The organism is Pseudomonas rossensis, from assembly GCF_039888995.1.
Classification (GTDB): Bacteria; Pseudomonadota; Gammaproteobacteria; order Pseudomonadales; family Pseudomonadaceae; genus Aquipseudomonas; species Aquipseudomonas rossensis.
This window is the reverse complement of the sequence record NZ_JBBWCB010000037.1, coordinates 1-23593: the sequence shown is the minus strand read 5'-3', so window position 1 is coordinate 23593 and position 23593 is coordinate 1. Positions and strand designations below refer to the sequence as shown.

At 58.2% G+C, this 23593-nt stretch carries 24 protein-coding genes and 2 tRNA genes; 12 read left to right on the top strand and 14 right to left on the bottom strand.

The window, feature by feature from the left end; translation table 11 throughout:
• Nucleotides 1-77: 77 nt before the first annotated feature.
• Nucleotides 78-839 (top strand): iron-containing redox enzyme family protein, encoded by a 762-nt coding sequence (locus tag WLY71_RS12400; RefSeq protein ID WP_425589921.1) that lies wholly within the window; start codon nt 78-80, stop codon nt 837-839.
• An 85-nt stretch (nt 840-924) separates the two neighbouring features.
• On the opposite strand, the gene sugE is transcribed toward WLY71_RS12400, so the two are convergent.
• The 3 genes from sugE to rdgC form a co-directional block, all read right to left on the bottom strand.
• Nucleotides 925-1239, bottom strand: a complete 315-nt coding sequence (sugE, locus tag WLY71_RS12395) for a quaternary ammonium compound efflux SMR transporter SugE (protein WP_008151200.1) — start codon at nt 1237-1239, stop codon at nt 925-927.
• Nucleotides 1240-1358: 119 nt separating this feature from the next.
• The gene (locus tag WLY71_RS12390; RefSeq protein WP_347803771.1) at nt 1359-2324 is read right to left on the bottom strand and encodes a bile acid:sodium symporter family protein; all 966 of its coding nucleotides are present in this window, start codon (nt 2322-2324) and stop codon (nt 1359-1361) included.
• A gap of 145 nt (nt 2325-2469) precedes the next feature.
• Complete coding sequence (gene rdgC, locus WLY71_RS12385; protein WP_347803770.1) at nt 2470-3390, bottom strand: recombination-associated protein RdgC; 921 nt, start codon at nt 3388-3390, stop codon at nt 2470-2472.
• Between the two features lie 160 nt (nt 3391-3550).
• Between rdgC and WLY71_RS12380 the strand changes: the two genes are divergently transcribed.
• From WLY71_RS12380 to WLY71_RS12365, 4 genes are all read left to right on the top strand, one after another.
• A tRNA-Val gene (locus tag WLY71_RS12380) sits at nt 3551-3626 on the top strand.
• 19 nt (nt 3627-3645) lie between these two features.
• A tRNA-Asp gene (locus WLY71_RS12375) sits at nt 3646-3722 on the top strand.
• A gap of 216 nt (nt 3723-3938) precedes the next feature.
• The gene (locus WLY71_RS12370; protein WP_347803769.1) at nt 3939-4211 is read left to right on the top strand and encodes a hypothetical protein; all 273 of its coding nucleotides are present in this window, start codon (nt 3939-3941) and stop codon (nt 4209-4211) included.
• 179 nt (nt 4212-4390) lie between these two features.
• On the top strand, nt 4391-5149 hold the full coding sequence (locus WLY71_RS12365) for a hypothetical protein (protein ID WP_347803768.1): 759 nt from the start codon (nt 4391-4393) through the stop codon (nt 5147-5149).
• Between the two features lie 73 nt (nt 5150-5222).
• On the opposite strand, the gene WLY71_RS12360 is transcribed toward WLY71_RS12365, so the two are convergent.
• Together WLY71_RS12360 and WLY71_RS12355 are read right to left on the bottom strand one after the other, a co-directional pair.
• The gene (locus WLY71_RS12360) at nt 5223-6353 is read right to left on the bottom strand and encodes a catalase family protein (protein WP_347803767.1); all 1131 of its coding nucleotides are present in this window, start codon (nt 6351-6353) and stop codon (nt 5223-5225) included.
• Nucleotides 6350-8158, bottom strand: coding sequence for a di-heme-cytochrome C peroxidase (locus WLY71_RS12355; protein WP_347803766.1), 1809 nt, complete (start codon nt 8156-8158; stop codon nt 6350-6352). The genes WLY71_RS12360 and WLY71_RS12355 overlap by 4 nt, the downstream gene beginning before the upstream one ends.
• 268 nt (nt 8159-8426) lie before the next feature.
• On the opposite strand from WLY71_RS12355, the gene bamJ reads away from it, so the two are divergent.
• The 5 genes from bamJ (at nt 8427) to WLY71_RS12330 (ending at nt 11135) form a co-directional block, all read left to right on the top strand.
• Nucleotides 8427-9143: a BamJ family beta-barrel-assembly machinery protein gene (bamJ, locus tag WLY71_RS12350; protein WP_347803765.1), complete on the top strand. Its 717-nt coding sequence runs from the start codon at nt 8427-8429 to the stop codon at nt 9141-9143.
• Between the two features lie 293 nt (nt 9144-9436).
• On the top strand, nt 9437-9892 hold the full coding sequence (locus WLY71_RS12345; RefSeq protein ID WP_347803764.1) for a YkvA family protein: 456 nt from the start codon (nt 9437-9439) through the stop codon (nt 9890-9892).
• Between the two features lie 113 nt (nt 9893-10005).
• Nucleotides 10006-10347 (top strand): helix-turn-helix domain-containing protein, encoded by a 342-nt coding sequence (locus WLY71_RS12340; RefSeq protein WP_123369006.1) that lies wholly within the window; start codon nt 10006-10008, stop codon nt 10345-10347.
• The gene (locus tag WLY71_RS12335; protein WP_003223109.1) at nt 10344-10715 is read left to right on the top strand and encodes a hypothetical protein; all 372 of its coding nucleotides are present in this window, start codon (nt 10344-10346) and stop codon (nt 10713-10715) included. Before WLY71_RS12340 ends, WLY71_RS12335 begins: the two co-directional genes overlap by 4 nt.
• A complete protein-coding gene (locus WLY71_RS12330) occupies nt 10716-11135 on the top strand; it encodes an SEL1-like repeat protein (RefSeq protein WP_347803763.1) in 420 nt (139 codons plus the stop codon). It abuts the gene before it with no gap.
• A gap of 27 nt (nt 11136-11162) precedes the next feature.
• Here WLY71_RS12330 and WLY71_RS12325 read toward each other — a convergent pair whose 3' ends face one another.
• Together WLY71_RS12325 and WLY71_RS12320 are read right to left on the bottom strand one after the other, a co-directional pair.
• A complete protein-coding gene (locus tag WLY71_RS12325) occupies nt 11163-12953 on the bottom strand; it encodes a bifunctional diguanylate cyclase/phosphodiesterase (RefSeq protein ID WP_347803762.1) in 1791 nt (596 codons plus the stop codon).
• A 148-nt stretch (nt 12954-13101) separates the two neighbouring features.
• The gene (locus tag WLY71_RS12320) at nt 13102-15183 is read right to left on the bottom strand and encodes a carboxy terminal-processing peptidase (protein ID WP_347803761.1); all 2082 of its coding nucleotides are present in this window, start codon (nt 15181-15183) and stop codon (nt 13102-13104) included.
• Nucleotides 15184-15322: 139 nt separating this feature from the next.
• Here WLY71_RS12320 and WLY71_RS12315 point away from each other — a divergent pair, with 139 nt between their 5' ends.
• Nucleotides 15323-16285, top strand: a complete 963-nt coding sequence (locus WLY71_RS12315; RefSeq protein ID WP_347803760.1) for a zinc-binding dehydrogenase — start codon at nt 15323-15325, stop codon at nt 16283-16285.
• A gap of 106 nt (nt 16286-16391) precedes the next feature.
• Here the strand turns inward: WLY71_RS12315 and WLY71_RS12310 are convergent, their stop codons facing one another.
• The 6 genes from WLY71_RS12310 to WLY71_RS12285 all read right to left on the bottom strand — a co-directional run bounded on the left by WLY71_RS12310 (nt 16392) and on the right by WLY71_RS12285 (nt 21745).
• Nucleotides 16392-17045: an HAD family hydrolase gene (locus WLY71_RS12310; RefSeq protein ID WP_046056551.1), complete on the bottom strand. Its 654-nt coding sequence runs from the start codon at nt 17043-17045 to the stop codon at nt 16392-16394.
• Between the two features lie 34 nt (nt 17046-17079).
• Nucleotides 17080-18069, bottom strand: coding sequence for an ABC transporter ATP-binding protein (locus tag WLY71_RS12305; RefSeq protein ID WP_347803759.1), 990 nt, complete (start codon nt 18067-18069; stop codon nt 17080-17082).
• Nucleotides 18066-18866: an ABC transporter permease gene (locus tag WLY71_RS12300; RefSeq protein WP_347803758.1), complete on the bottom strand. Its 801-nt coding sequence runs from the start codon at nt 18864-18866 to the stop codon at nt 18066-18068. The genes WLY71_RS12305 and WLY71_RS12300 overlap by 4 nt, the downstream gene beginning before the upstream one ends.
• A complete protein-coding gene (locus tag WLY71_RS12295; protein WP_347803790.1) occupies nt 18853-19689 on the bottom strand; it encodes an ABC transporter permease in 837 nt (278 codons plus the stop codon). Before WLY71_RS12295 ends, WLY71_RS12300 begins: the two co-directional genes overlap by 14 nt.
• Nucleotides 19690-19694: 5 nt before the next feature.
• A complete protein-coding gene (locus WLY71_RS12290; protein WP_347803757.1) occupies nt 19695-20501 on the bottom strand; it encodes an alkaline phosphatase family protein in 807 nt (268 codons plus the stop codon).
• A 176-nt stretch (nt 20502-20677) separates the two neighbouring features.
• Nucleotides 20678-21745: an ABC transporter substrate-binding protein gene (locus WLY71_RS12285; protein ID WP_347803756.1), complete on the bottom strand. Its 1068-nt coding sequence runs from the start codon at nt 21743-21745 to the stop codon at nt 20678-20680.
• Between the two features lie 348 nt (nt 21746-22093).
• Between WLY71_RS12285 and WLY71_RS12280 the strand changes: the two genes are divergently transcribed.
• On the top strand, nt 22094-22807 hold the full coding sequence (locus WLY71_RS12280; RefSeq protein ID WP_347803755.1) for a UTRA domain-containing protein: 714 nt from the start codon (nt 22094-22096) through the stop codon (nt 22805-22807).
• Nucleotides 22808-22829: 22 nt separating this feature from the next.
• Here WLY71_RS12280 and WLY71_RS12275 read toward each other — a convergent pair.
• On the bottom strand, nt 22830-23593 hold a 764-nt coding region (locus WLY71_RS12275), incomplete at its 5' end, for a DODA-type extradiol aromatic ring-opening family dioxygenase (protein ID WP_347803754.1).

Here is a 23593-nt window from a genome sequence, read left to right as displayed (position 1 = left end):
ATCTCTTGCTGATCCTTATAATCACAATCAAAAGGAGCTCGACAGTGATCGACACATTCAACCGAACCGGACCACTCATGGAAGCTGCAAGTTATCCCGCGTGGGCTCAACGCCTGATCCAGGATTGCAGCGAGAGCAAACGTCGGGTTGTCGAACACGAACTGTATCAGCGTCTGCGTGATAACAAACTCAGTGCAAAGGCCATGCGCCAGTACCTGATTGGTGGCTGGCCGGTAGTCGAACAGTTCGCGTTATATATGGCACAGAACCTGACCAAGACTCGCTTTGCCCGCCATCCAGGTGAAGACATGGCGCGTCGCTGGCTGATGCGTAACATACGCGTCGAATTGAACCATGCCGATTACTGGGTGCACTGGAGCCGTGCTCACGGTGTCAGCCTGGAAGATCTGCAAGCGCAACAGGTTGCCCCTGAGCTTCACGCCTTGAGCCACTGGTGCTGGCACACCAGTTCGTCGGATTCGCTGATCGTTGCCATTGCCGCCACCAACTACGCCATTGAAGGTGCGACCGGGGAGTGGTCGGCGCTGGTCTGTTCCAGTGGTGTCTACGCGGCCTCATTCCCGGAGGAAGATCGCAAGCGGGCCATGAAGTGGTTGAAGATGCATGCCCAGTACGACGATGCCCATCCGTGGGAAGCCCTGGAAATCATCTGCACGCTGGCGGGCATGAACCCAAGCAAATCCCTGCAAGTGGAATTGCGTCAGGCCGTCTGCAAGAGCTACGACTACATGTTCCTGTTCCTGGAGCGCTGCATGCAGCTTGAGCATGCGGAAAAGGCCCCGGTCGCGCGTGAACGCAGGGCGCTGGCCGAAAGTTGATCCGTTAATCCACGCCATTGAAAAAGCCCGCTCCCCCTGTCTGTATCGAAAGGGGGGCGGGCTTTTTCGTAATGGCAGCAATCAGTCAGGCGCTGATCTTCAGCCCAACCAGCCCGGAAATGATCAACGCCACACTGGCGAGCCTGAACAATGCCATGGATTCACCGAACAGAATGATCCCGGCAATTACCGTCCCGACCGCACCGACACCCGTCCAGATCGCGTAGGCCGTGCCCAGCGGCAATTCCTTCATGGCAAGGCCCAGCAAGCCAAGGCTGATGGCCATGGCGGCAACGGTCAATGCGGTGGGGAGAGGGCGGCTGAAGCCATCGGTGTATTTCAGGCCGACAGCCCAGCCAACTTCGAACAGGCCGGCGAAAAACAGAATGATCCAGGACATGAGAGACCTCCATCGATTGACGGGGTCGTCCCCAGATTAATGACTCGATCGAGCCGCGAGGTCGTCCTCGCGTTTTGCAATAGAGTGCCCATCATTAACCTGGGGATCAAGTTTCCGGATCAGTCAGTGGCCTGTTGAGCCGCAGTTTCCCGATCTTCTTTCTCGCTCATCCGGCGGAAATAGGTCGAGAGCAGCGCCCCGGAGATGTTGTGCCAGACGCTGAACAACGCACTCGGCACCGCCGCCAGCGGTGAGAAGTGCGCACTGGCCAGCGCTGCACCCAACCCGGAGTTCTGCATGCCGACTTCCAGCGCCAGGGATTTACGCTGGGCCAGTGGCAACTTGAACAGCCTCCCGGTGAAGTAACCCAGCAGATAGCCGAAGCTGTTGTGCAGCATCACTACGGCCATGATCAGCAGGCCGGATTCGGCAATCTTCGCCTGGCTGGCGGCCACTACGGCTGTGACGATAATGACGATGCTTACCACCGAGATCAGCGGCAGAACCTCCACCGCATGGCGAACCCGATCACCCAGCAAGCGCTGGGCAACCACGCCAAGCACGATCGGCAACAGCACCACTTGCAGGATCGACCAGAACAGCTCCATGAACGACACCGGCAACCAGGCTGAGGCCAGCAACCAGATCAGCGCCGGGGTCAGCAGCGGGGCGAGGAGGGTGGTGACAGCGGCGATGGCCACCGACAGCGCCAGATCGCCGCGGGCCAGCCAGGTCATCACGTTCGACGAGGTGCCGCTAGGGCAGCAACCGACCAGGATGACGCCGACAGCGATCTCCGGCGACAAGTGGAAAGCCTGGCAGAGCAACCACGCCACACCGGGCATGATCACGAAATGCGCAACCACGCCCAGGGCCACGCGCCATGGATGGCGAGCGACTTCGGCGAAGTCTTCGAGTTTGAGGGTCAGGCCCATGCCGAACATCACCAGCCCCAGCAGCGGTACGATCGCGCCTTTCAGGCCGATGAACCAGGTCGGTTGCAGGAACGCCACGACGGCGAAAATCAGTACCCAGTAAGCGAAGGTGTTGCCGACAAAGCGACTTAATGCAGCCAGTGCACGCATGGCCTGATCCTTGTTATTAAGTAACACCACAAACCAATGTGGGAGCGAGCCTGCTCGCGAAAGCGGTCTGTCATTCAACAATGATGCTGACTGACATGACGCCTTCGCGAGCAGGCTCGCTCCCACAGTTTGAGATCACAAGCTTTTAGATCCCCTGCGGAGTCTCTTCACCGCCCAGCGCTTCAACCAGCCCCGGCAGGAAGTCGCCGAAGGTCAGCATCATCAGGGTGAAGCTGGCGTCCAGTTGGCCGAGGGCTTCTTCGCCACCGTCCTGTTCCGCCTGGTCTTGCAGCAGGTCTTCGAACTTCAGGCGCTTGACCACCATCTTGTCGTCAAGCACGAAAGACAGCTTGTCTTGCCAGGCCAGCGACAGCTGAGTGACCACTTTGCCGGTGCTCAGGTGCAACTGGATTTCTTCGCTGGTCAGGTCCTGGCGCTTGCAACGCACGATGCCGCCGTCTTCGTGGGTATCACGCAGCTCGCACTCGTCCAGCACGAAGAAATCGTCCGCGGCTTTCTGGGTGGTGACCCATTCGGTCATGGTCGCGGTAGGGGACATCTTCACGGTCAGCGGACGTACCGGCAGCGTGCCGATGACTTCACGCAGGGTGGACAACAGGTCTTCGGCACGTTTCGGGCTGGCCGAGTTGACCAGGATCAGGCCCTGTTTCGGCGCGATGGCAGCGAAAGTCGACGATCGACGAATAAAGGCGCGCGGCAGGAAGGCCTGGATGATTTCATCCTTGATCTGGTCACGTTCCTTTTTGTAGACCTTGCGCATTTGTTCGGCTTCGATCTCTTCGACCTTTTCCTTCACCGCGTCGCGCACGACGCTGCCCGGCAGAATGCGTTCTTCTTTACGGGCAGCGATCAGCAGGAAGTCGCCACTGATGTGCGCCAGCGGAGCATCTTCGCCCTTGCCGAATGGCGCGACGAAACCGTAGGTGGTCAACTCCTGGCTTGCACATGGACGCGCCAGTTTGGTGGCCAGTGCAGTTTCCAACGCCTCGGCATCAAAAGGCAGATCTTGGGTCAGGCGATAGATAAGCAGGTTTTTGAACCACATGGGGCGAGTCTCTCCTTTATACAAAGGGGGGCATTATTCTCTTCGCGGCGCCATAGGCCAACCCTTCTCTAAGCCTTTGGAAGGCCTGAAAAAATTAATTAAAAAAGTGCTTGCCAGGGATGTGGTCGCTCCGTAGAATGCGCGCCACACCGAAAGTGAAGGGTGATTAGCTCAGCTGGGAGAGCGTCTGCCTTACAAGCAGAATGTCGGCGGTTCGATCCCGTCATCACCCACCATTCGCTTCCAGTGTTACGCGCAGCGGTAGTTCAGTCGGTTAGAATACCGGCCTGTCACGCCGGGGGTCGCGGGTTCGAGTCCCGTCCGCTGCGCCATATTCGGTCACCTGGAACGCTGAACGCCAGGTCACCACAGAAAGCCCGCTTAATGCGGGCTTTTTGCTGTCTGGGGTTTGGTGAAGTCCTTCACTGCGTGCCGTGGATATAACTATGTAGTGCCTGCCAGGCACGCAGCTTTCGGACAATGGGCAGCGTTTTCCATGACAAATACCGTCATGGAGCAAGTTCATCGCCTACCGAGAGACTGTAATCATGAAATCCACCCCTCCTGAAGGTGTTGTTCCGTCCTCCACTACCGACTCGATCCTTGCGTCGAATCCGATTTTCGTAACCTGCGATGACGCCGCTGCCTTTTTGCACGAGTCGCTGCAAGGCCAACGAGGCGCCGAGTTCTCAGGGTTTATCCTCAAAAACGAGGAAGGTCACTTCTTTTGCGCCACCGAGGTGATGTACACCGATGAAAGTGCTGATGCACAAAAAGAACCGAACTTTCCGTTAGTCGTATCCGTGAGTGCAAAATGGTGAGCTGGAGGTTCCGGGCGGATACACCCTCGAAGCGCGCTTGCTTTCCCATGCCGACAAGGTCAGAGGTCTGGAGGAAAGCAACGTACAGTGGATCCAGCGAAAGCTGTTCTTTTCGATTTCCGACCTTTTCGAAGTGATGACCCGGCGTCGAAAATTTTCCAGATGTTACGTGTCTGGAAGTGATTGGCGGCCTGATCTCTTACACCTTAAAAGACTCAGGGTTCGAGCAGGAGTTGTCACGCCAGCTTGGGAGAAAGCCCGATGGCAGACTTCAATCCTTCGAGAGCTTGTATGAAAAAGGTGCAGTGCCAGGCAGCATTCTGATTTTGTTGGCTGTGGCAGCCGGTGAGGTCGTCACGGTGGTACCAGGTAATCTTTGGAGGGTAAGGGGCGAGCTGAAAGCCAGCTGGAGGAAGGACATATTGGAGCAAAATCCGCCGATCGGTCTGATGCCGGTCTGTGGGCCGATCCTCAAGGATGCCAGGGAAGTTGCTCGGTATCTTCATACGAAAATGCAAAAGTTATCGACTACACAGCAGCAGGTCGGCATCGTTCTCAAGCACAAAACGCAGAAAGTTTTTGTCGTCACCCTCCCTGTTGCAAGCGATTACGCCACGTTCAATCGGGAGGCTCTCTTCCCAAAGGATCACCACGGTAATCCAATGCTCCCGGAAACATTCCGCGTTCACGGTTTCTACCACTCGATGAATCCGGTCCCGGTAAACCGACTGCCCTCCACAGACGTCGAGCTTTATAAAAACTTCTTCTCTCCCACGGACATGCGAGTCGGTCTTGGCCGGGTTGCCCTTGCGCCTCATCATCGCCTGTTTCTGTGCACGCCCGATGGGGCGGTATTACGTTTTGCCAAGCCGGAGTCCGAGGGCGTTCGTCGATTGGGTGGCGGCTGCCGGGGTCTTGGGTGTCCTTTATACGAGTAAGGTCTGGCCACGGGCCGGTAGGGTTAGCGTTCCCGATACCGTCGTGGCCGTCGATCCGGAGGCGATGCAGTGATTACTCACCATTACGGCTGTGCCGGTAATCGCTCACCGCTTCATACACGGCTTTGCGCAACCGGTTGATGCCGCCAATGGGGCGATGAGCCTCAAGGCCAAACCACGGGTTGAACGACTGGTTATCGCATTGCACGTTCAGCGTAGGCGTATCGAAGTCCTGGGCGGGTACTTTGATCCGCGCCACGGTCTCGAATGGAGCATCGCTTTGCTGCCACTCAATGCTCGTGTCTTCTATCGGCATGTACTTGGCCGGGTCCTGGCGCTGTATCTGCAGGACGAAACAGGCCGGTACCCGGTCGGTCGACAGTTGCTGGTTCAGCGCATTGCGCAGGAAGTTCGGCAACTTCTGGTTTTGCGCAGGCAGGGTGTAAGTCGGGCAGCTTGCCGGATCGGGCATGACGCGGAACTTGGCATTGGCTTCGCCGAATTTGTAGGGCGAAACCGAAAAGTAAGTCGTCTGGGCCGGGCTTTCCGGGGCGGGTGAAAGTGTCGCCAGCGCGATAAACAGATGGCGAACCTGCCAGGTCCGTGGGTCCCAACCTGGAAAGAACGCCATCAGCTTCTTGCCGTCAGCCTGTGCGGCTACATTCTGACGGTACTCGGCGACATCGCTGACGAAGAAATTCGGATGGCTGAACATCACGAAGTCCTGTTCGCCACGACTCTTCTGATCATTCAGCAGTTGTTTGCCGGGCACATCGAGCAACTTGATCGCCATGCCCCGTGCATCGCGGATGCTGTCGAACTGCGGGTAGGCATTGCCGTTGGACAGCCGCATCGTCGCTTGCCAGGTTTTTCCGGGTTCGCTGAACACACCCTGACGCAGTTCACCCGCCAGATCCGGCAGCACCTGAACCTCTGCCTTCACGCAGCCGTGGGCCTTGGCATGGGCGTCGCGCAGGTAGCGGGTGCTTTCACGGTGCTGATCGACGATGCGCACAGCCGTCTGGATGATGTCTTGGGTCATCGCTGATTCGCCATCTGGAATCAGTTCTTCAGCCGAAACCGGGCCGCTGTGCTGCCAGGCGAACCAGGCCGTGGCCAGCGCCCAGCCGAGCAATCCAAGACCCAACGACCACAACAGGGTTTTGCCGAGAAAGGCGCCAAAACGCATCCAGAGTCTGCTCATGGCAATTGTGCCTCCAGCGGGCCGCCCAGCACTTTCAGATACTCCAGCAGCGCCCAGCGCTCTTCTGGCTGCAGCAGGCGACCGATGACGCCGTTGCCACGCTTGCCTGCCCGGAATTCGTGGCCGCTGTTGTGATTGCCGGTGATGCGCGTGTCGAACAAAAATCCATTGGTGAAAGCCTCGGTGCGATAGCCGAGGTGACTCGGGTCGTACTCGAACGTGCCCTTGTAGAAGGTGGTTGTGCGTTCATCCTGGGGCGAGAGCAGCTGATAAATGCTCGGCACCGAACCGTTATGCAGAAATGGCGCGGTGGCCCAGACTCCCGCCAATGGTCGAGCCTTGTAGGCGCGCAATTCGCGCACGCCAATCGGCAGGCCGAAGCCGTCCATGTCCGGTCGTTCGGCCGTAGGAATGTTTGCTTCACGGAAGGCCCGGTTTCCGACGAAAGCGGTGACGTAGGCCAACCCTTTAGCCGATGAGAGCTTGCTCAAATCCAGCGATTCAGTGGGCGTCGGCTGCAACTGAACATCCAGTTGCGCCAGCTCTGCCGGGTCCCATTGCAAGGCTGTGAGGTCGAAGCGATGGTCGGCGATGTTATTGGCCGCGCCCGGGTCTGTGCCGATGAACTCCACGGGCAGCATTTTCAAATGTTGCACCCAGCGCCCGTCGCTCTGGACCGATCGAGGTACATGGCAGCCGGCGCAGTTCTCGGTGAATAATTCGCGACCTTTTGCTGCCTGGGTCTTGTCGATGGCGCCCAGCAGTTCCTCCGGCCAGGCTGGGGGTTTGAGCCGCTGCAGGGTTTGTTCGATCAGGTGCAGATCGCGCAAGCGGACACTGGACGGATAACGTGCGTCTCCTTTAAGCGGTTGGCCGTTAACGTCGAAGAAATTCAGCGTCGCACCCACACCCAAGGCCTCACCGATGTTGCGGGCCATCGGTTGCTGCGCCGAACCGTTCCACTGCACCCAGTCGAAGGTCCACATGTCCCACAGTTGCGGATAGTCGACCGGAGCATTGGCTACACGGTAGTTGGCGGGGGAAATCGCATCGCCGAAACTGGCGTTGGCAATGCGCCCGAAAGCGTCGGTGCGGCCGGGGCCTTCTTCGGTGGGATAGAGCCCGCGATGGGTGTCGTTCCAGGCCACCTTCAAGAAGATATCGAGAGAGACTTTGACGTCTTTGCGCAGTTGTTGATGCCGGGCCTCGTAGTCCTGGCCCAATACGTTGCGTGCGAAACGTTCGAATTTCCATGGGTTGTAGTAAGTCGACGTCAGACTCGCTACCAGCGCTTGTCCGAAACTGCCGCCGTGTAACGTAGGAACGCTGGATGGCAGAACGTGCTGCGCCGAACCGCCATCGATGCGCACGGCCTGGCCGTTAAAGCGCAGTTCGCCGGTGTGGCAGGCAGCGCAGGTGATGTCCAGAAACTCGTCCTGGCTTCCAGGGTTCTGATGGCGGGCAAAGCCCACTGGCAGATTGCCGGGGTTGTTCGGCGTGGGTCTCTGGCTGGGGTCGATCAGAAAACCGAAGCGGGCGAGGTATTCGGGAGCGGCGAATCGCTGTTGCGAGAACGGCAATTCGAGGGCCTTGAACCAGTCATAGCGCAAGCCCTTGACCTGAGTGCCCTGGGGCGTGAAGTAGTAAATCTCGCGGTCGCTGGCGCTCCATTGTTCCAGGTAATGCACTTGCTGCACGGGTGACCAGGCCGGCAGTTTCGGGTTGGCGACGTAGTACAGAACCACAGCGAGGCTCAGCCCCAGCAGGACTGAGAACAGAACCAGCAAGCGAAAGAAGAGGCGCAAGATAAACATCCTTGTCGATTTGAAGCTCCCTTATGCCTCAGTACCTGAGGTGCGGCAAGTGGCCATTACGCCAGATGCTGGGGTTTTGCTATTGGTTTCTGTGGGCGCAAGATGACAGAAGCTTCATCAGCCCATTCCCGAAATGCGTTAAAACACCTGAACTTATCAGAAGTTTCCTGCTCTCATGCCGGTAGCCATTGGTCGTGGCCGCCTGATAAGCTCGCGGCTTTATTCGATTGCCCTTTAGGCGCATGAACAAGGAAATAGCATGAAACAGCATCGGTTGGCGGCGGCGGTGGCCCTGGTTAGCCTGGTACTTGCGGGTTGTGATTCGCAGACCAGCGTAGAGCTGAAAACCCCGGCGCAAAAAGCTTCCTACGGGATTGGCCTGAACATGGGCAAGAGCCTGGCTCAGGAAGGCATGGATGATCTGGACTCCAAAGCCGTAGCCCAAGGCATCGAAGATGCCGTCGGCAAGAAAGAGCAGAAGCTGAAGGATGACGAACTGGTCGAAGCCTTCGCAGCACTGCAAAAGCGTGCTGAAGAGCGTATGGCCAAAATGAGCGAAGAGTCGGCAGCTGCCGGCAAGAAATTCCTCGAAGACAACGCCAAGAAAGCCGGTGTAACCACCACCGCTTCGGGCCTGCAGTATGAGGTGGTCAAGAAAGCCGATGGCGCACAGCCTAAGCCGACCGACGTAGTGTCCGTTCACTACACCGGCACCCTGACCAACGGCACCGTTTTCGACAGTTCCGTCGAGCGTGGCAGCCCGATCGATCTGCCGGTCAGCGGTGTGATTCCGGGTTGGGTCGAAGGCCTGCAACTGATGCACGTTGGCGAGAAGTACAAACTGTACATCCCTAGCGAACTGGCTTACGGCGCCCAAAGCCCAAGCCCGGCGATTCCAGCCAACTCGGTGCTGGTATTCGATCTGGAACTGCTGGCAATCAAGGATCCAGCAAAACAAGACGCCGTTACCAAGTAATCAGCGTCTGCTCTAAAAACAACGCCTCGCTTATGCGGGGCGTTGTTGCATCTGGCGTTCAGCAAAGGTAAACAAAGCGAACGGATGCTGTAGGCTGGAGTCATAGCCATTGAGGACACCCGTGCTAGCCGCGCCAGAGCGCCAAGTCAATGAAATCTTGGGTTTTTTTATGTGAGTAAAAAACGCCCGATCTGAGTTAGGCCCTTATGAAACGGGGCTTTCAGCCGTGAAATGCAGCTCTGTTCACAAGGTTATCCACAATTTGTGTGGATAACATTTCAGTGGGAGGAATGATGAAAACGCCTTGGAATTTCGCTCGTTTCCTGCCTCTGGCCGGACGCCTGCTCGCGCGTGGACGTTTGCCGACCTTGCTCTTCGCGGTGGCCAGCAAAGGTGCCAGCCAGGGTAACCGGCTGGGCAAGCTCAAGGATGATCTACGCCTGTTGCAGGCACTCTGCCTGGCTTACTGGCGCGGTGAGTATCGGGCCATCAGCCCCAAAGCGCTGATGTCGGTGGTGGCAGGCCTGATGTACTTCCTCAGTCCGCTGGATGCCATTCCGGACTTCATTCCAGTGTTCGGCATGCTCGATGACATCGCGGTGCTGGCCTGGCTGATGAAAGTTCTCGACGATGAGCTCAACGCCTTCCGCGCCTGGCGCAAGCGTCAGTTGCCGGAAAAGCTTGCGGTGGTCGAACGCCTGCCCGATACCCCGGAACAACTTCAACTTCAGGGGCCGAAAAAAAACTGAACTGATTCAATCTCATCCACAGATTGATACCCCCGCGACCTTGGCCGCTGTTAGGATTACACTTCTAGGGAAAAGTGCCGACTCGCTAAGTGTTGTTGTCCTACGGGGTAGTCATGGATATTCAGATAATTACACGCGAAGGAGAGCCCGAGTATGCGGTTCTGCCATGGGCTCAGTATCAGGCTCTACTAAAAGCAGCAGGCATCAATGAACAACCGCCGCGGGTCGCCCCAGAGCGTCACGCAGCAACACCAGACCAGATTCTTCCGGGTCTGGATCAACTACGCAGTTTGCGCGAAGGGAAGGGCATCGCCATCGAGGCGTTGGCCCGCACGGTAGGCATCAGCCCGTCTTATCTGGCCTTGATCGAAAGTGGCGAGCGTCTACCCGATGCTGCGATTCGCCGCAGCCTGGCCTGGGAATTAACGGTGCCAGGGTGGAGGGATGAATCGTGAGCGTACGCATCAGTCGTCAACATTGGGACGGGTTGCTGGGCGAACTGGATCAGGCGCGCCGCCAGCGTCATCTTCTGACATACCGGGCGTTGCTTGAACGTTTGCAACTGCCCACACCGGCCATGCAAACCTTGACCGCCGCCCTTGAACATCTGGCCGCGCTGGACGCCAAGGCCGAGCAGCCATTGCGCAGTTCGCTGGTGATCAGCCAGGGCGCCAGTCGCCTGCCACGCACCGGATTCTTTGAATGTGTCGAACGTCTGGGGCGTTTCTCCGGGCCGTCCGATGGGGTGGCCGCAGCATCCTGGCATGCCTCGGAAGTGGTGCGGGTGTTCGAGTACGAATACCCCGAATCGGCAGAGGCCTGAGTGTTTCTACGACTCAAGGCGAAGGCCAGTTACTGGCTGGCGCGTAGGCTGTTTCACTGGTCGTGGTTTGTGCGTCAGCCGCGTGGCTGGAGCTGGCTCGAAGGCCAGTTCGCACGCATGGCGAACCTGGGTGATGTTGGCGCCCAGAGCTTCTATGGCCACATCCTGACCTTTCGCGGCGTCGGCCTTGGCGCTCGCGAAGAAGGAGTGCGATTGCTGCGCCTGGCGGCGTTGGCGGGGGATGGCAAAGCGGCGTATCAGGTGGGCGTGATTAGTCTGGCAGGGACGCCGAGCAAGGCGCCAGATGCGGTTGAAGCTGCGCGGTTTTGGGAGATGGCCGCCAAAGCAGGACATCCGTTGGCCGAGCTTAAACTGAAAGAGTTGGCGTCTCGCAATTCCGAGGCACCGCCCTCAATCTGAGTTGAACGATCAAGATCGCAGCGGCAATCACCGATGTCCGGCAACCAATGCTTCCTCGGTTGCTGGCACCGCCAAACTATCGATCACATGCACGCTATACCCCGGCACATTCTTCGCGTAATGCTTGGCCTGCGATGCCATCTCCGCCAACTGGCTTGCATCGAGTTGTCCACAGGCCTGTGGATGTAAATGCACCACGCCGATCGACAGTGACAGCAATTCAAACTCCTGGCGCACACCCTGGCGGTTTGGGGCGATGAAGCAGCCGGCTTCCAGGTGTTCGCTGCGATAAAAGCGTCGGCATTGGCTCTGGAAGTCGTCCAGCAGCTGGTTCAAGCGTTTGCGCCAGTCTTCCGGGCCGAGTACCAGCAGGAAGTCATCGCCGCCGATATGGCCGACAAAGTCGCGGGAAGGGTCGACGCGATCATTCAGGCATTGCGCCAGGCACAGCAGGACTTCGTCCCCACGGCCGTAGCCGTAGATGTCGTTGAAGGGTTTGAAACTGTCGATGTCGACGTAGCAGATCACCGACTCCCGTTGCTGTTGCAGTAGTCGCGACAGGCATTGCTGGATCGGCACGTTGCCCGGCAGCAGGGTCAGCGGGTTGGCGTAACGGGCTTGCTGGATCTTCAGTTCGGTAATCAGTTTGAGTACGTCGATCACTCGGCCCAGTCCCAGGTAACCGCCGTTGAGGGTGATGATGAAGTCTTCTTCGATGCGCTGCCGCGCGCGGCTGGTGATCAGGCGACTCACTTGTTGCAGCGACTGGCTCATCTCAACGGCGAGGAAGTCATCACTCATTAAACGGCTGATCGGCTTGCGGGCGAACAGGTCGGTGGCAAAAGGCTTGAGCAACGCGTCGGAGAGCGAATGCCGGTGGACGATGCCGCAGGGCTGACCTTGCTCGTCGAGTACCGCCAGGGAGTTCAGGTTGGCCTGGCGGCGAAAGGCTTCCAGGACGGTGGCGGTCGGTGTATCGCGACCCACTGCCGGTTGGTCGTTGAGCAAAGCGCTAAGGTCGCTGACTTCATCATTCAACGCCACCGCTGTGCTTTCCCGTTTGGGCATCAGGGCTCGGGCATCACGAGGTGGATGTTCCTGGGGGCGGCAGAGCAGATAACCCTGAACCAGATCCACGCCCATCTCGGTCAACACTGCGAGTTCTTCCGGCAGCTCGATACCTTCCGCGATCACTTGCGCCCGCGAGGCCTTGGCGATTTGCAGGATCGAACCGACGAATTCGCGCTTGAGGGCGTCCTGGTGAATACCGTCGATGAAGTGTCGATCAATCTTCACGTAGTCCGGACGCAATTCAGACCACAGCCGCAAACTCGAATAGCCTGCGCCCAGATCATCCAGAGCAATGGAAAACCCCATCGCTCGATAGTGATGCAGAGCGGTTTGCAGCAGCTCGAAATCGTCGGTCGGGGTCTGTTCAGTCAGTTCGATCACCACCTGACTTGGCGGTATGCCGAAATCCTGCAGCAGTTGCAGGGTGCGCCCGGGTTGGTGGGCGGCTTCGAGCAGGGATTCAGGGGAAACGTTGAGGAACAGTTTGCCGGGCAGTTGCTGCTCGTTGAAACGTCGGCAGGCGCTTTGACGGCAAGCGATTTCCAGCTCGCTCAGGCGCCCAGCCTGACGGGCGACGGCGAACAGTGCGAGGGGGGAGTGCAGTGGACTGTTGGAGGGGCCGCGACTAAGTGCTTCGTAACCGAGAATGCGTCGCTCAGAGAGGGAAATGATCGGCTGGAACAAGCTGTGCAAACCGCTTTGAGCCAGTATGGAACTCAAGGCACTCAGCTGTTCTGTGGTGGTCATGGCTTTCTCTGGCGATAAAAAAGGACTGGGAGCACTCTCTTGGATAAAGAGGTGCTCCCAGTCCTTTATTTCACGACAGAATGATGACTGTATGATGACGCTCCGGGGAGCGTCAGCATTAAATTGCCATCATCTTGCTTGTAACAACTTAGTGCTTGGCTACCGTGGTATTGAGTTTCAGGTAGTCCAACAGAATCCGCCCGGTTTCGCTCAGGTAGGCATCGTCTTCCGGTTTGGTCTTGTCCGGCTCGGCCGCAATAGCATCCTCGTCTTCTTTCTTCAGCTCTTTGAGCGGTTCTTCGCCCTTGGCCTTGCGACGAATGTTTTCCATGACCAGTTGCTTGGCTTCTATGTCGGCGTGTTGCTTACGACGATCGACTTCGTTGAGGCTGACGGTTTTTTCTTCCATTAGCTTCTGGGCCAGGGCCAACTTGTCGCGGATAAACACAAACTCGGCGTCTTTGGCCGAGCGTGCGTCATGCTCGGATTTAAGCTGCGAGATGTAAGGCTTGAACGGGTCGACCGCAGGCTTGATGGCCGCACGGATGGTGTCCCACGGCATGGCTTCTGGCAGTGCGCTTTCGCCGATTTCCTTGGTGTCGATGATCGACGGGTAATCGATGTCCGGCAGTACGCCCTGATGCTGGGTGCTCTGGCCGGAAACCCGGTAGAACTTGGCCAGGGTCAATTTCAGTTCGCCATGGTTCAGCGGCTGAATGGTCTGCACGGTGCCTTTACCGAAGGTCTGGCCGCCAATGATCAACGCGCGGTGATAGTCCTGCATGGCGCCGGCAAAAATCTCCGAAGCCGAGGCAGACAAGCGGTTGACCAGCAACGCCATCGGCCCTTTGTAGAAGGCACCCGGGTTTTCATCTTCCAGCACATCGACCCGGCCATCGGCATTACGCACGAGAACGGTCGGACCTTTGTCGATGAACAGACTGGTCAGCTCGGTGGCTTCCTGCAGGGAACCGCCGCCATTGTTGCGAAGGTCGATGACTACGCCGTCGACCTTGTCTTTCTGCAACTCGGTCAGCAGTTTCTTGACGTCGCGAGTGGTGCTCTTGTAGTCCGGATCGCCAGCACGGAAAGCCTTGAAGTCCAGGTAGAAGGCCGGGATCTCGATGACGCCGAGCTTGTAGTCCTTGCCGTCCTGTTTCAGGTTGAGGACCGACTTCTTCACCGCCTGGTCTTCAAGCTTCACCGCTTCGCGGGTGATCGGGACGATCTTGCTGGTCTGGTCGTTCGGCGCATTGCTGGCCGGGATCACTTCCAGGCGCACCACGGTGCCTTTCGGCCCGCGGATCAACTTGACCACTTCGTCCAGGCGCCAGCCGACCACGTCGACCATTTCTTTGTTGCCCTGGGCAACTCCGATGATCTTGTCGGCCGGTGCGACTTGTTTGGTCTTGTCGGCCGGGCCGGCAGGCACCAGACGCACGACTTTCACCTGGTCGTTGTCGCTCTGCAACACGGCGCCAATGCCCTCGAGGGACAGGCTCATGTTGATGTCGAAGTTCTCCGCGTTATCCGGTGACAGATAGTTGGTGTGCGGGTCGTAGGACATGGCGAAGGTATTGATGTACGCCTGGAAGATATCTTCCGGACGGGTCTGGTCCAGGCGCGCCAATTGATTCTTGTAGCGCTTGGTCAGGGTTTCCTGAATCTGCTTGGAGTCCTTGCCCGCGATCTTCTGCCGCAGCACTTCGTCCTTGACGCGTTTGCGCCACAGGTCGTCGAGTTCTGCGGTGGACTTGAGCCAAGGGGCATCCTTGCGATCGATCAGCAAGGTTTCCTTGGCGGTGAAGTCGATCTTGTCGACGCCTTTGTTCAACTCGGCAAGGGCGAAGTCCAGACGCGCTTTGACGCGGTCCAGGTAGCGCTTGTAGATGGTGAACCCGGCATTCAGGTCGCCGCTTTTGAGGAAGTCGTCAAACTGGGTTTTCCACTTGTCGAATTCGGCAATGTCGCTGGCCATGAAGTAGCTGCGCGACGGGTCCAGCAGTTTGAGGTAGCTGTCATAGATGATCACGGAGCGCGCGTCATCGAGCGGCGGCTTGCTGTAATGATGGCGCTTTAGCAACTCGACGACGTTCAGGCTGGCGATCACTTCGTCACGATCAGGCTGAAGCTTGTCCCAGCTATTGGCTGCAAACGAATTGGTCGACATCGGCAACAGACCGATACCAATGAATAGGGCTAGGGCGGTGCTGGGGAAAAAATGCTTCATGCTGATTCGACGCGGGGACAATTGATCACGCATATTAGGCCGTCTTTGAAGTCGCCGGTACCACGAGGGCCGGTCGCATAATGCAAGAAAGCCCGGCGCTACAGCTACGGGCTCAGTCCAGACTCACTATGGAGGCACTGTGAAAGCATTGCAAGGCGTTGAAGGTCAAGTGGCGTGGGTGGAAGAGCCCAGTCCTACATGTGATGTAGGACAAGTTCGGATTCGAGTGGCGGCTGCGGGTCTCAATCGCGCCGATTTGTTACAGAAGGCGGGTCTTTATCCGCCACCGCCGGGAGCCAGTCAGGTACTGGGTCTTGAGTGTTCGGGGGTGATCAGCGAGGTGGGGCCGGGCTCGTCCTGGCAGGTTGGGGATCGGGTCTGCGCCTTGCTGGCCGGGGGCGGGATGGCCGAGGAGGTAGTTGTCGACGGACGGCATGTGTTGCCGGTTCCCGAAGGTTTGTCCCTGACGGAGGCTGCAGCGCTGCCAGAAGTGTATGCGACCGTTTGGCTGAATTTGTTTCAACTGGCTGCGCTCAAGCCAGGTGAGAAAGTTCTACTGCACGCCGGAGCAAGTGGAATCGGTTCAGCTGCCATTCAGCTGTGCAAGGCGTTTGGTAACCCATGCTGGGTCAGCGTCGGTTCCGCCGAGCGTTTGGCTTACTGCGAAGCGCTGGGCGCGCAAGGTGGGGTCGTGCGCAACGGGGATCTGGACCGCTTGAGTGACCTGGGGCCGTTCGATGTGATTCTCGACCCGGTGGGCGGCAACTACGCCGCGCTGAATCTGAAACTGATGGCGCTCGATGGCCGTTGGGTGCTGATCGGCCTGATGGGCGGTCGTGAGGCGCAGCTGGATCTGGCGCAGGTGCTGGCCAAGCGCGTGCAACTGCTGGGTTCAACCTTGCGCAGTCGCGACGATCAGTTCAAGGCGGATTTGTTCAGTGATCTGAGCCAGCATGTCTGGCCGTTGTTTGCTGAAGGGCGTTTAAGCCCGCAATTGGCCAAGACCTTTTCGATCAAGGACGCCGAAGCGGCGTTTGCGGAGTTGGCGACTAATAAGGTGTCGGGGAAGTTGGTGTTGGTGATCGACGAAAGCCTGGTTTGACACTCACCTGTGGGAGCGTGGCTTGCCCGCGATGAACGATGACGCGGTATGACAGACACACCGCGTCGCCTGAATCGCGGGCAAGCCCGCTCCCACAGGATATGGGTTACTTCCAGAGATGGATCGGCCAGCCGGCTTTTTCTGCGTGTTCAAGCAACACCGGATCCGGGTTTACCACGTGTGGGAAATCTACTTTCAGCAGCAACGGCAAATCATTACGTGAGTCAGAGTAGAAACTCGCGCCTTCCAGGTTTTCCTCTTCCGCATCCAGCCACTCCAGCAAACGCGTGATCTTGCCTTCGCGGTAGGTCAGCGTGCCCACCGTGTTGCCGCTATAAACCCCATGCGTTACTTCCAGCTCGATGCCGAGAATCTCGTCGATGCCCAAGCGATCGGCAATCGGCCTCACCAGGTGCGTGCCCGATGCCGAAATCACCAAAATCCGGTCGCCGGCCTTGCGATGGGCTGCAATGGCTTTGGTGGCGTCACTGAAAATGATCGGCTCGATGAAGTCTTCCACCCAAGGCCCTACCAAATGGTCGACCTCTTCCGGCGTGCGCCCGATCATCGGCTCCAGACTGAAGGTCATGTACTCCTCCATCCGTAGTTTGCCGTGGCTGTAGGCGTCCATCAGTTCGTTGTTCTGACGCATGAACGACTCGGGATCGACCCAGCCCAGGCGACCCATTTGTTCGCTCCAGAGGGTGGCGCAGTCGCCGTGGATCAGGGTTTCGTCCAAATCAAAAATTGCCAGGGCCATCAGTGCGGTTCTCTCTTCAACATCAGCAAAGTCATCAGGCTACCTCACACAGGGCCGTCGGATCGATGGAAAGCGCCAGACGTTGACCATCGGGATGCAGATCGGCCGCCGAGCGGTTCAGCACATCTACCACCAGTTCCACGCCCCGGGCTTCGACCCGGTAGCGAATCACGTTGCCCAACAGGCTGTGGCTGCGGATTTGTGCGTCGAGTTCGCCGTTCAGGCTCAGCTCGATTGCTTCCGGGCGAATCGCGATGCGGTGGGTAATCGGTCGCTGCAGCAGTTTTGTGGCGCTGTCCGCGTCCAGCAGGTTGTAGTTGCCGATGAAACCTGCGGCAAAAAAATCGATGGGTGCGGTGTAAAGGGTCTGGGCGTCGCCGCTCTGTACGATTTTTCCCTGATTCATCAAGAAAATCCGGTCGGACATGGTCAGGGCTTCTTCCTGATCGTGAGTGACGAAAATCGTGGTCAAGCCGAGTTCACGCTGGATCTGACGGATCTGTTCGCGCAAGTGCTTGCGAATCCGTGCATCAAGGGCCGACAGCGGTTCATCCAGCAACAATAGACGTGGCCGGGTCACCAACGAGCGGGCGAGGGCGACTCGCTGGCATTGTCCGCCGGACAGTTGATGCGGATAACGCGCGGCGAAATCGTTGAGTTCCACCAGCTTCAGTACTTCGGCAACACGCTTGTGGCTTTCGTCGGCGTTGACCTTCTGCATGCGCAAACCAAAGGCGACGTTCTGCTCGACGGTCATGTTCGGAAACAGCGCGTAGCTCTGGAACACCATGCCGATCCCGCGTTTCTGCGGGCTCAACGGAACGAGGTCCTGGCCATCGAGCAGGATTTTGCCGCCATCCACCGAGGTCAGCCCGGCGATGCAGCGAAGCAGTGTGGATTTGCCGCAACCGGACGGGCCGAGGAGGGTGACGAACTCACCCTTCTGGATTTCACAGTTGATGTCGCTGAACACCGTGGTGCCCGCGTAGCTTTTCAGTAGGTGTTGGACGCTGACGAAGCTCATTGGCTTTTGTCCTTGTTCAAAATATTGGCAGCCCAGGTCAGAACCAGCACAAAGAAGAAATAGGAAATCACCAGCGCACTGGTGAAGTGGCCGCTGCTGTTGCGCATGTTGTTGAGGTAGACCTGCAGGGTTTCGTAGCGGGTCCCGACGAGGATGTTGGCGAACACGAACTCACCAAACAGGAACGAGAACGACAACAACAACGCCACCATCAAACCTTTGCGCAAGTTTGGCAGCACCACCAGAAACGCCGCTTGCCAGGTGCTGGCACCGAGCAGCTGGGCGGAGTCCATCAGGTCGCGCAGGTTGATCGCCTGCAAGTTGTTGGTGATTGCCCGGTACATGAACGGTAGCGCCACGGTGAAGTAGCAACCGATCAGAATCCACGGCGTCCCGACCATCGCGAACGGCCCGGAACCGTAGAGCTGCAATAGACCCACCGACGACACCACCGGCGGCACCGCGAAGGGCAGCAGGATCAGGATGTTCATCAGCGCATCGAGTTTCGGGAAGTGGTAATGCACCACAAACAGCAACGGCAGAATCAGCACCACCGACAGAATCAGCGAGCCGACGCAGACCAGCAGCGATTGGCCGAACGAATGGAGAAACCGCGGATCGCTCCACAGCTCCACGTACCATTTAACGGTGAAGCCGCTGGGCAGAATGGTCGCCGACCAACTGCTGGAGATCGAGTAGATCAGCGTCCCGAGCAATGGCAGCAACAGTATGGCAAAGAGCAAATACACCACCACCCGGTGGTAGATGCCGACGGGGCCCAGTTCAGCGCGAGACATTGTAGCTCCTCTTCAACAACAGCTGATGCACGATGGTCACCAGGGTCATCAGCGCCACCAGCACCACAGCCAGGGCACTGGCCAGGTTCGGGTCCAGGGAAATGTCGCCGGAAACCATCGCCGCGATGCGGATTGTTAGCACGTTGAAGTTGCCGGTGGTCAGGGCGTACACCGTGGCGTAGGCGCCCAGGGCGTTGGCCAGCAGGATCACAAACGTCCCGAGCAGCGCCGGGGTCAGCACTGGCAAACCGATGTGCCGCCAGAACTGCCAGCCATTGGCGCCGAGCAGCGCGGCGGATTCACGCCAGTCTTCGCGCAGGGCATCAAAGGCCGGGTAGAGCAGCAACACGCCGAGCGGGATCTGGAAGTAGGTGTAGAGAATGATCAGCCCGGTTTTCGAATACAGGTTGAAGTCCTGAATGATTCCGGCCTGCTTGAGCATGATGGTGAAGCTGCCATTGAAGCCCAGCAGAATGATGAACGCGAAGGCCAAAGGCACGCCGGCAAAGTTGCTGGTCATGTTGGCGAAGGCGTTGACGAAGTTGCGCAGCTTCGAGTCGACCCGGCGCAGGGAGTAGGCGCCGAGCACCGCGATGATGATCCCGAACACGCTGGACCAGAAACTGATCTCGAGGCTGAACTGGATTGCCTGCAGATAGAACTTCGAATTGAAGATCCTGGTGAAGTTGGCGATGCCCCAGCCGAACTCTTCCGATTGCAGACTATTGATCATCACCCAGGACAGCGGCGCGATCTGGAACACGATAAAGAACAGTGCGAAAGGCACCAGGCACAAGGCTGCGAGCCATTTTCCGCGCGTCATGGTGTTCACTTGAGCAGCTCCTGGCATACAGGTTTGTCGTGGGCCACACCCAGCAGTTCGCAGACGGTGCCGCAGATTTCAGTCTGTTTCGGTGCGGCGTTGGCATTGAAGCTGAAAGCGTCGCCGAGGACGAACAGCGGTACTTCGCGTTCTTCCGGCAGCAGGCCGTTGTGGGAGCGGTCGTTGTTCATGCCATGGTCGGCGGTCACCAGCACCTGATACCCGGTGTCGAGCCAGGTGTGCAGATAGTCGGCCAGAATAATGTCGGCCGAGCGGGCGCTGTTGCGGTACTGCGGGGTGTCGAGACCGTGCTTGTGCCCGGCGTCGTCGATATTCATGGGGTGGACCAGTAAAAAGTTCGGCGCATGACGCAGGCGCAGGTTTTCGGCGTCGGCGAACAGGTGCGAGTCCGGGTAGTGATCGTTCCAGTAGAAATGACCGTGCTGGATTGGCAGGTCCGGGTCGTCGGTGTGACGATCCCGCGCGGCGATAAACGGCGAACGGTTATACAGCTCGCTGACCCAGTGATAGGCCGCGGCGGCGGTTACAAGGCTGGCATCGCTGGCGTAGTGATAGATGCTGCGCTGGTTGGACAGGCGCGAGACATTGTTGTGAACAATGCCGCTATCGATCGGCGTGACGCCGGTCAGGATGCACTCGTAAAGCGGACGGGACAGCGCCGGCAATTCGCATTCCAGTTTGTAGAGCGCTGCGCGTCCTGCGCCAACGTAAGCCTGCAGGTGCCCCATGGCGTGGCGCGCGACTTCGTAATTGAGGCCGTCGAGCACCACAAGGATGACGTTGTGCTTCATAGGGGCAAAAACTCCGCAAAACAGGTATTCGCAATTTACTCGCTCCACTGTGGGAGCGAGCTTGCTCGCGATGACGGGCTGACCTTCAACAGAGATGTTGACTGCGCTACCGCTATCGCGAGCAAGCTCGCTCCCACAGGGATCTCCATTAGCCCTCCAATTGGCGGGCTACCGCATCACTTCATTTCGACGATGACTTCTTCGTTCCACTTCTGCGGCAAAGCCTTGGAAGTCTTTTCCCACGCATCCGCGTCTTTGATCGGCGTGACCTTTTTGTACTGCTCGTTAGGCAGCAGTTGGGCCTTGACGTCATCCGGCAATTTGACGTGGTCGGCGCGGATCGGACGGGCGTTGCCGCGCGCCAGGTTGATCTGACCGGCATCGCTGAAGATGTATTCGCGGGTCAGCTTGGCGGCGTTCGGGTTTTTCGCGTATTTGTTGATGATGGTGGTGTAACCGGAAATCACCGAGCCATCGGATGGAATCAGCACCACGTAATCATCCGGATTCGCCATCTTGGCCTTGTAGCTCAGGCCGTTGAAGTCCCAGACCACGCCGACTTCGATTTCACCCTTTTCCATCGTGGCGATGGTCGGGTTGGCCATGGACAGGCGTCCTTGTTTGGCGATATCAGCGAACAGCAACAGCGCTGGTTGCAGGTTCTTTTCGTCGCCACCGTTGGCCAGTGCTGCGGCCAGTACACCGTTGGCGGCCTGGGCGGCGGTGCTCACGTCACCGATGGAAACCTTGTATTTACCGGTTTTCAGATCAGCCCACTTGGTCGGGGCTTCGGAACCGTGCAGCAGCTTCTTGTTGACGATAAAAGCGATGGTGCCGGTATAGGCCAGCGCCCAGTTGCCGTCCTTGTCCTTGGCCCAATCTGGAATCTGATCCCAGGTAGAGGGTTTGTAAGGTTGCACTACATCTTGCTTGACTGCGATCGGGCCAAAGGCTGCACCGACGTCACCGATGTCAGCCGTGGCGTTGTCTTTTTCAGCTTTGAACTTGGCGATTTCCTGGGCCGAGCTCATGTCGGTGTCGATGTGTTTCAGGCCGTAGTTCTTGGCCAGGTCATCCCAGGTGCCTTTCCAGTTGGCCCAGTTGTCGGGCATGCCGACGCTGTTGACCTCACCTTCCGCTTTCGCCGCGGCTTCCAGGGTTTTCAAATCGCTATCAGCCGCCATCGCGGCGGTACACATGGCAATGGTCGAGCCTAACAGTGAGGCCAGGAAAAGCTGTTTCATCCGAAGCTCCTTTGGGCGTTTTCAACGCTGCGATTGCGGTTGTGTTGGTCTAGGTCAGCAATACCTGAGCCAATTTAGGCCGGTTGGATGACATTTTGATGTCGACGACCGGTCTAGCTCTATGTTCAGCGCTGGAATGCTCAGGCTCCGGGTAAGCGTAGACCATGGCTAAAGAGCTGATATGAAAGGACTTGGCCATGAAATTGCAGGTGTCTGGATCAACCGTTCGGCGGCTTTGTCATCTGTCAGTCATAAGCAGTGCCTAGGCTTGCCGGGAGTTGTAGGGAGCCGATTGACTCGCGGTTCCGCCCCGAAACAGTGCTGGTCTAGTCCAGATAGGTAACGTTGATGCGCATCGAGACAACCAAAGCGGTGACAGCGATCGGGCAGGTTCTGCAGGAACAGCTTGACCATGGCCTGTTGGCGCCCGGTAGCAAACTGCCGGCCGAGCGCAAGCTCAGTGAGTTGTTCGGAACCACGCGGATCACCGTGCGGGAAGCATTGTTGCAACTGGAAGCCCAGGGGCAGATTTATCGGGAGGAGCGCCGTGGCTGGTTCGTGTCGCCACCGCGCCTGGCCTATAACCTGATGCAGCGCAGTCACTTTCACGCGATGGTCAGTGCACAGGGGCGGGTGCCGTCCACCGAGGTGATTTCGGCGCGGTTGCAGCCGGCGTCGGTGGCGGTCTGTGCCTGGTTGCAGTTGCCGGCGTTGTCGAGCGTGATTCAGATTTGCCGGGCGCGGCGGATCGATGAGCGGCTGGTGTTGTATGTGGAGCACTATTTGAATCCGCAGTTTTTTCCGGGGATTCTGGATTTCGATTTGAATCAGTCGATTACCGAGTTGTACGCGCGGCATTACGATTTGCACTACGGGCGGGTGCGTTTCGAGATTGTGCCGACGGCGTTGTCGGTGGATGCGGCGGCGGCTTTACGGGTGTCGGTGGGGAGTCCGGGGTTGCGCATCGCTCGGGTCAATTACGATCAGCATGAGCGGTTGATTGATTGTGATCTGGAGTTTTGGCGGCACGACGCGATTCATGTCGGGGTTGATGTGGTCTGAGCCTGGCCGCCACAGGTCGAGCTTATCCGAAGCGGTAAATGTCCATGCCCAAGGCCCCCATGGTGAATCCCTTGTGGGTCACGCTGAAATGTCCTCCGGCGCCGCGGGCAAAATACAAAGGCAACAAATGCTCATCACTTGGATGGTTGCGCACGGCATTCGGTGCTTGCTGACGGTAATCGTGCAACGCGGTTTCGTCGTTGGCAGCGAGTTTTTCGATCATCCAGTCACGAAATGCCTGGGCCCAGGGTTCGACGCTTTCCGAGCCTGCGTGCCAGTCCAGTTCACGCAGGTTGTGGGTGATGCTCCCGGAACCGATCAGCAGCACGCCGTGTTCGCGCAGACTGGCCAGGGCATGACCGACGCGGGTCTGCAGGGCCGGGCCGCCGCGGGTGGGTAGCGAAACTTGCACCACGGGGATGTCGGCTTGTGGATACATCAATGACAAGGGCACCCAGACACCATGGTCGAATGGCCGTTCGGCGTCGATGCGTGCGGGCAGGCCATCGCTCTTCAGCAGTTCGACAACCTCTGCGGCCAATTGTGGATTGCCGGGCGCCGGGTATTGCACGTCGAACAAAGCCTGCGGAAATCCGCCAAAGTCATGCCAGGTTTCAGGCTGGGGATTGCCGCTGACCAGCAACTCATTGCTTTCCCAATGCGCAGAAACAATTACGATGGCTTTGGGTTTCGGCAATTCTGCGACCAGGCGAGCGAGGGCGGGCCCGCTGGCGCCCGGTTCCAGTGCCAACATGGGCGAGCCATGGGATATGTACAGGCTGGGGA

Coding starts and splice junctions, on each gene's coding strand:
- WLY71_RS12370 (WP_347803769.1), top strand. CDS start 3,939: ATGAAATCCACCCCTCCTGAAGGTGTTGTTCCGTCCTCCACTACCGAC.
- WLY71_RS12390 (WP_347803771.1), bottom strand. CDS start 2,324: ATGCGTGCACTGGCTGCATTAAGTCGCTTTGTCGGCAACACCTTCGCT.
- WLY71_RS12300 (WP_347803758.1), bottom strand. CDS start 18,866: ATGTCTCGCGCTGAACTGGGCCCCGTCGGCATCTACCACCGGGTGGTG.
- WLY71_RS12345 (WP_347803764.1), top strand. CDS start 9,437: ATGAAAACGCCTTGGAATTTCGCTCGTTTCCTGCCTCTGGCCGGACGC.
- WLY71_RS12290 (WP_347803757.1), bottom strand. CDS start 20,501: ATGAAGCACAACGTCATCCTTGTGGTGCTCGACGGCCTCAATTACGAA.
- WLY71_RS12400 (WP_425589921.1), top strand. CDS start 78: ATGGAAGCTGCAAGTTATCCCGCGTGGGCTCAACGCCTGATCCAGGAT.
- WLY71_RS12280 (WP_347803755.1), top strand. CDS start 22,094: ATGCGCATCGAGACAACCAAAGCGGTGACAGCGATCGGGCAGGTTCTG.
- bamJ (WP_347803765.1), top strand. CDS start 8,427: ATGAAACAGCATCGGTTGGCGGCGGCGGTGGCCCTGGTTAGCCTGGTA.
- WLY71_RS12295 (WP_347803790.1), bottom strand. CDS start 19,689: ATGACGCGCGGAAAATGGCTCGCAGCCTTGTGCCTGGTGCCTTTCGCA.
- WLY71_RS12285 (WP_347803756.1), bottom strand. CDS start 21,745: ATGAAACAGCTTTTCCTGGCCTCACTGTTAGGCTCGACCATTGCCATG.
- WLY71_RS12320 (WP_347803761.1), bottom strand. CDS start 15,183: ATGAAGCATTTTTTCCCCAGCACCGCCCTAGCCCTATTCATTGGTATC.
- WLY71_RS12305 (WP_347803759.1), bottom strand. CDS start 18,069: ATGAGCTTCGTCAGCGTCCAACACCTACTGAAAAGCTACGCGGGCACC.
- sugE (WP_008151200.1), bottom strand. CDS start 1,239: ATGTCCTGGATCATTCTGTTTTTCGCCGGCCTGTTCGAAGTTGGCTGG.
- WLY71_RS12310 (WP_046056551.1), bottom strand. CDS start 17,045: ATGGCCCTGGCAATTTTTGATTTGGACGAAACCCTGATCCACGGCGAC.
- WLY71_RS12340 (WP_123369006.1), top strand. CDS start 10,006: ATGGATATTCAGATAATTACACGCGAAGGAGAGCCCGAGTATGCGGTT.
- WLY71_RS12360 (WP_347803767.1), bottom strand. CDS start 6,353: ATGAGCAGACTCTGGATGCGTTTTGGCGCCTTTCTCGGCAAAACCCTG.
- WLY71_RS12325 (WP_347803762.1), bottom strand. CDS start 12,953: ATGACCACCACAGAACAGCTGAGTGCCTTGAGTTCCATACTGGCTCAA.
- rdgC (WP_347803770.1), bottom strand. CDS start 3,390: ATGTGGTTCAAAAACCTGCTTATCTATCGCCTGACCCAAGATCTGCCT.